The organism is Candidatus Magnetaquicoccus inordinatus (genome assembly GCF_004217665.1).
In the GTDB taxonomy this organism is placed as follows: domain Bacteria; phylum Pseudomonadota; class Magnetococcia; order Magnetococcales; family Magnetaquicoccaceae; genus Magnetaquicoccus; species Magnetaquicoccus inordinatus.
The window spans coordinates 46,582-52,596 of record NZ_RXIU01000005.1 but is presented as its reverse complement, the minus strand read 5'-3'; the positions used below and the strand labels follow the sequence as shown (position 1 = coordinate 52,596).

The following is a 6,015-nucleotide window of genomic DNA, read 5'->3' as shown; positions in this document are numbered from 1 at the left end:
TTAAAAACAAAATCCCAGGGATTCCATCCCTGGACCCGGCCAGGGAGGTGCCCTCCCTGGACCCGCAGTTGTTTTGTGTGGTGAATAGTTACGGCGTTTCACAGAAGCGAAGCTTTAAGCATTCGCGCACGCCGCACAGAGTTGTGCCCTGAAAGGGTACACTTTGGGAGGGCGGACGCCCGACATGCACAATTTCGCTTCTGGCAACAGTGGGAAAATTGGCAAATGCGATTGCCCTGGACCATTTTCCAAGCCAATTGCCCTTGCATGTCACTATGGAGCTCCCTGCGGCGGTCACCACTCCCGGTTGCTGTGGGAGCAAACCCTGTTTGCCGACAAACAAAACCGGCAGAACAGCACTAAATAGCCATTTTATGACCAAAAAATATCTCTGATGAAAAATATATTTTTATCCTTGCATTTCTCGCAATAATAGAAAACAATCTAGATATTAACTGACTGCTCGTACACCGCCTTCCGACCGTGATGGATATGGATCTGATCACTCTTTTTGTCCATACAGATCTTCTGCACGGAGTCTCGCACCATGTATGATTCCCAAATACGAAACGATCCAGCTCCCCCCTCCTCCAATCGCGATTGGCGACTTCTGAATCGCAGTCAGCAGTTAAGCCTCACCGGAGGCTGGGAATATGAACTGGCTACCGGGCAGCTCTTTTGGAGCGAAGAGATCTATCGTATCTATGAGGTTGATCTGCAATTTAATCCCAATGACTATCTGCAAACCATTCAACTCTATGGCCAAAGCGAGGCAGAGATCATCCTGCTCGCCTTTCAAAAAGCCATCTCCCTCGGTGAACCCTATGACCTGGAATTGCCCTTTACCTCGGCCAGGGGGACTCACAAATGGCTAAAAATTCAAGGTCGTGCCGAATGGCAGCAAGGACATATTCAACGTGTGTTTGGCATCGTCAGCGATATAACCGAGCGCAAAACACTCGAACAACAACTGCTCTCTGCCAAAATTCAGGCAGAAGAGGCCAATAAAGCCAAAAGCCGCTTTCTGGCCACCATGAGCCATGAAATTCGTACCCCCTTGAATACCATTCTCGGTTTGAGTGAACTGCTCAACCACTCTCCCACCCTTGCCACCCAGGATCGACAACGTCTGGAAATCGTACAACGGGCTGGAGAAACATTGCTTGCCCTGATCAACAATATCCTTGATCTCTCCAAAATTGAAGCCGGTCAATTGCACCTGGAGCCCTTGATCTTCTCCCCAGCCGAACAGGCAACGCAGAGCATGCCTTGATGAAAGAGTTGGCCGCTGGAAAACAGCTCGAACTGCACCTGCAACTGGCCGAAGATCTGCCTGCACTGGTGCGCGGCGACAACAATCGCTTACGACAAATCCTCCTCAACCTGATTGGCAATGCCGTCAAATTTACCGCCTCAGGCTCCATCAGCCTGCAGGTAAAAAAATCGGTACGCAATCAATTGCTATTTACTGTTTCTGATACCGGAATCGGCATCCCGGAAGATCGACTGCACACCATCTTCCAGCCCTTCACACAGGCAGAAAACTCCATCTCCCGTCGCTATGGCGGCAGTGGCTTGGGGCTGAACATCTGTTGTCAATTGGTGGAAAAGATGGGGGGAGAAATCTGGGTGGAGAGCATCCCCGATCAGGGCAGTACCTTTACCTTTACGCTGCACCTGCCTGCGGTCACTCTGCTCAATGAGTTTACCCCGCCCATTCAGGCTGCCAATGATTCTCCGCCACTGGCACCCTTTGCCGCGACTCTCACCCCCCCTTTGCGCATTTTGCTGGTTGATGATGTTGAGGACAATCGCATGCTCATCCAGATCTATCTGGAAACCTTGTCGCATCATATCGTCGAAGCCTGTAATGGACAGCAGGCTCTGCAACTCTTTGCCACCCAACCCTTTGATCTGGTGTTGATGGATGTCATGATGCCGGTCCTGGATGGCCTGGAAACCACCCGACGCATGCGGCAACTGGAATCACTACGCCAATGGCCTCGCGCCATTATTGTGGCCCTTACCGCCAACGCCATGAAAGAGGAGACCGAAGCCTCCCTGCTGGCCGGCTGTGATCACCACTATTGCAAACCGCTACGCAGACAGCAATTGATTGATCTTATTGAAAATATTCAACACAAATATCTTTCCGATTCCGACTCCACCACTCCACCCTCGCAGCCAAACCAGGAGCTGTCTGCTCTCAGTGAAACGGTTAATCTTATCGCTCTGCAACAGATGCGAGAAGATCTTGGCACGGGATTCAAACGTGTCCTCAACAACTTTCTGGTCAGCATTCCAGAGCGTCTTGATGCCCTCAACGCTGCCTGTCGTCATAACAATCGCATCCTCACCAAACAACTCGCCCACAAACTCAAAGGCACCGCCGCCACCTTCTGCGCCGATCGACTCTCGCAACTGTGTGCGCAACTGGAGTTTACCGCCATTCTGCCTACCCCCTCTCCCACTCAAATCAATGAACTGCTCGATGAAATTATGCGTGAAGGGGAGCGTTTTTCCCAACAGATACTCACATTGGTCAATTGATTGTTCCTTTGCTTCGCACTACCCTGTGACCGTGCCGAAGGCAAAAATAGCGGCTGAGCCGTTGCAAAGCCGCTCTCATTGTTCCAAACTACTCTATAACATTGCAATTGATCTGCCCATAGCTTCCTGATTCGCCTCTTGGTTATGGGTCACAGGAGCCTTTATCATGTCTGCTTGTTCCCTGCAAAAGGAGTTACTGCAACTCTCTGTTGTCCGTAAAGAGTTTGCCGATCCGCAACGACAGATCTGTCTGCTGACCCTCACCTCTGCTGATGCCAGCCCGCTGCCGCCCTTTGTGCCCGGTCAATATCTGCCGTTGCGCCTGACCATCAACGATCCACGGCACAACCGCGCCCAAAGCGTGCTGCGCTGTTATTCTCTGTGTAACCGTCCCGGTCTGGATTATTGGCAAATTGCCATTAAACGGTTGTCTCCCCCGGCCAATAGTCCCGCTCTGCCTTCGGGGTTGGCCTCTAGCTTTTTGCACCGTATCCGTGTCGGTGAGATCCTCACCGCCAAAATGCCCTGTGGCACCTTTACCTTGCAAGAGACGCAAAAACCGCTGCTACTGATTGCCGGTGGTATTGGTATTACCCCTATGCTCTCCATGCTCGATCAGCTTTATGCCAGCAACGATCCGCGCCCTGTTCAGCTTTTTCATGCCGTGCGCAACAGCAAGCATAGAGTGGCCAGCAGCTTTTTGGAGACTCTGCGCCAAAATCATCCGCCTTTTCGCCTGCATCTCTGTTTCAGTCAACCTCTGCGTGAGGATCGACCGGGTTATGACTTTCACAGCTCCGGCCATCTTTCTCTCGCCCATCTGCAACACTATGCCCACCTGGGCAACAGCCAGATCTATCTCTGCGGTCCCACAGCCATGATGCAAAAGCTGCTCAATGAACTGCAAAGTATCGGCTTCCCGGAACAACAGATCCATTATGAAGCCTTCTCTGCCCTCCCTTTGCAGCGCTTTTCGCCACCAGAGCTGGCAACTCACGCCGCCCAAGAGATCACCCTGGCACTGTCACAACGAAAGTTTGTGTGGCACCCCCATCATACCTCCCTCCTGGAGGCCGCTGAAGAACAAGGCATTATTCTTGACTTTGGCTGCCGGGCAGGCAATTGCGGGGTGTGCGAACTCCCCCTCCTGCAAGGAGAGGTGACACACCACCCCCTCGCCTTCAACCAGGCACAACCGGGACATTGCCTGCCCTGTATTGCCATTCCCAAATCGGCAATTGTTTTACAGGCATAGGTTGGATCAGTTGACATGACAACAGCCAATAGTTCCATCTTTTACAGCAGATTGTTTAATCCTGCATGTTATAACAAACCCTGACGCTGTGCTTCCATCCAGACAAAGGGAGATATTTTTTGCAAATATCGTTCAGTGTAGTCACCATTGATATAATCCTGATAATGTCCTCTGCGCAACGCATTGTACAACGGGTCATCCAGTCCCAAACGCTTGATACTCTTTTGCACTTGCTCTTGCTGTGTGGAAGTAAGGTGCGGGTTAGGAAAAATACGCCCCTGCAACAGTTCCAAGTGAAACCAACCAATCTCTAACGTAAAGGGATCCAATAGATCATCAAAGCTGTTTTTCCTGCTATTCATCGCCAAGCAGGCCAACCGATAGTTGCTCCATTCATAAGCCAATCCAGGCAAACTGGATTTGGCGACAAAATGATCCACCGAAGCAGCTCCTATACCTCTATCAAAATAAACAGCCAAATAAGCGCAAGTACCCTGATATGATCGGTACAAATCATCCAAAGAGCTCCGCCAATAGGATTCGATTGTTGTCCCTGGTGGTAGCGGTTTATCCAACGCCAAACCTCTCTTGTGTAAATAGGCCAAGCCTTTTTGCCGTACTGTACTATTAAACTGTGCCGGTTCGGATTGAGGAGAGACGGGAATCATGACAGTAATCCCTTTTTCTCCAGTATAAAACGCCAGCGAACCCAGAATGGATCGGTATCACCCAATACCATCCGCAACTTCTCTTCCATCCCTCTTGCTTCAGCAATCGTAACCGACTCTCTGCTCAGCAATGCAGAAGCCTCTGCCAAAGCCTCTTCGGCTTCCAGAGAACAGCCACTCTGCAAATCAAAAGCTTTGCTGGTCAGCCAGTTGCTGGCATCTCCCCTGCGAATAAATGGCTGTTCACTCAATTGCACCAGGAAAGTGCCATCTTTGTCGGCAAGAAGATCAATATCAAACCATTTATCCTGTACTGCATCAAAAAATGGTTCCATGGAGGCAAGCACAAGAGGGGTGTGTGTGGTAATGATAAATTGTACCTGTACACCAGGAAACAGGACAGCAACCTCATTTGCCATATGCAAAAGCGAACGGATAATGCTGCGCTGCCACTTTGGATGCAGATGTGCTTCTATTTCATCAATCAAAAAGACAAACCGCTTGGCCATGGGTTCGCCAAGCAGTTTGCATGCGTGGCTGTGCTCCTGCCATGCCCATACCAGAAGATAACAAAGAGAGAGTATGCGACGAATCGCCGAAGAGGCATACAAAACAGGCACCTCCTGCCCGTATGGCATCTTCAACGTAGGTATATCCCGCACATCAGTCAAACTGATGCGGCTCAAATCGCCAATGGTCATCCCTTCATCTGCAGACGGGGCCAATGTCGAAAGAATATTTGCCAACGCCTTGATTGTCGCGCCATGTTCCTTCTGCCATCCTGCCCAATCTGCAAGCAGACCATTGCACAGTCGCTTGCCAGAACTGTCATGCAAACCATTCCAAATCTCTTCAGAATTAAATACATAAGCTGGGGGACGATGATGCGGATCCCAGCCATTCCAAACCATATTTGGTCTATGTAATGATGTCCGATTTGGATCCCACAGAGCCATACTGCCATTGGCCAGTGCGTAAAATACCAATCCTGAAAAAGGAACACAGTACTTACCATTCCAGTCTTGATGTTTGTGGTCAAAATGGAATTCACCCTGGACTGGTCCACTATTAGTTGCAAAAGAGAACTCTATAACGGCTCTTTCCCACTTTTCACCATGTGGTTTGGCCATCATTCCTGAACTCAACTTGGTATTGACTTCAGCAGGCCAACTTCTGGTCAATGCCCACCAAGCCGCATCCAAAAGAAATGTTTTCCCAAGCCCATTGTCTCCAGTCAACAGATTCAAGCGATCACTAAAATGGAGCTCCATGAAAGGAGCTGGTCCCACATTTTTCAGAGTCAATTGTTTAAGCATAACTATCCACATAAATGGGGTTGCCTTACGTTAGCAGAAGCTCATGATAGAGAGTTTTGCTCTGGCATTCAAGAAACGGATAGTACGGCAAAATCTGCTGATAAACTGAGCGACCCAAGCAGCAACACAATCCACTCGCACCCACACAGAAAGATCTGTACCCATTGCAAAATATTTGAACATCCTGGTCAGCGTGTGTATCCTGAAGAGACAAAATTCGGTCACA

At 49.8% G+C, this 6,015-nt stretch carries 5 protein-coding genes; 3 read left to right on the top strand and 2 right to left on the bottom strand.

Annotated features, from left to right (window positions below; translation table 11 throughout):
- Positions 1-547 precede the first annotated feature (547 nt).
- The 3 genes from EJP87_RS01055 to EJP87_RS01045 all read left to right on the top strand — a co-directional run bounded on the left by EJP87_RS01055 (position 548) and on the right by EJP87_RS01045 (position 3,805).
- Complete coding sequence (locus tag EJP87_RS01055) at positions 548-1,273, top strand: sensor histidine kinase (protein WP_130470010.1); 726 nt, start codon at positions 548-550, stop codon at positions 1,271-1,273.
- Entirely contained in the window at positions 1,273-2,550 is a 1,278-nt protein-coding gene (locus tag EJP87_RS01050) for an ATP-binding protein (protein ID WP_130470009.1), read from the top strand. The genes EJP87_RS01055 and EJP87_RS01050 overlap by 1 nt, the downstream gene beginning before the upstream one ends.
- A 166-nt stretch (positions 2,551-2,716) precedes the next feature.
- On the top strand, positions 2,717-3,805 hold the full coding sequence (locus EJP87_RS01045) for a 2Fe-2S iron-sulfur cluster-binding protein (protein ID WP_130470008.1): 1,089 nt from the start codon (positions 2,717-2,719) through the stop codon (positions 3,803-3,805).
- Positions 3,806-3,873: 68 nt separating this feature from the next.
- Here the strand turns inward: EJP87_RS01045 and EJP87_RS01040 are convergent, their stop codons facing one another.
- Together EJP87_RS01040 and EJP87_RS01035 are read right to left on the bottom strand one after the other, a co-directional pair.
- The gene (locus tag EJP87_RS01040; RefSeq protein ID WP_130470007.1) at positions 3,874-4,473 is read right to left on the bottom strand and encodes an HNH endonuclease family protein; all 600 of its coding nucleotides are present in this window, start codon (positions 4,471-4,473) and stop codon (positions 3,874-3,876) included.
- Positions 4,470-5,789, bottom strand: a complete 1,320-nt coding sequence (locus EJP87_RS01035; RefSeq protein WP_130470006.1) for an AAA family ATPase — start codon at positions 5,787-5,789, stop codon at positions 4,470-4,472. The genes EJP87_RS01040 and EJP87_RS01035 overlap by 4 nt, the downstream gene beginning before the upstream one ends.
- Between the last annotated feature and the right edge of the window lie 226 nt (positions 5,790-6,015).

Excerpts from the sequence above, each read along its gene's own strand:
- EJP87_RS01055 (WP_130470010.1), top strand. The coding sequence starts at position 548 with ATGTATGATTCCCAAATACGAAACGATCCAGCTCCCCCCTCCTCCAAT.
- EJP87_RS01050 (WP_130470009.1), top strand. The coding sequence starts at position 1,273 with ATGAAAGAGTTGGCCGCTGGAAAACAGCTCGAACTGCACCTGCAACTG.
- EJP87_RS01045 (WP_130470008.1), top strand. The coding sequence starts at position 2,717 with ATGTCTGCTTGTTCCCTGCAAAAGGAGTTACTGCAACTCTCTGTTGTC.
- EJP87_RS01040 (WP_130470007.1), bottom strand. The coding sequence starts at position 4,473 with ATGATTCCCGTCTCTCCTCAATCCGAACCGGCACAGTTTAATAGTACA.
- EJP87_RS01035 (WP_130470006.1), bottom strand. The coding sequence starts at position 5,789 with ATGCTTAAACAATTGACTCTGAAAAATGTGGGACCAGCTCCTTTCATG.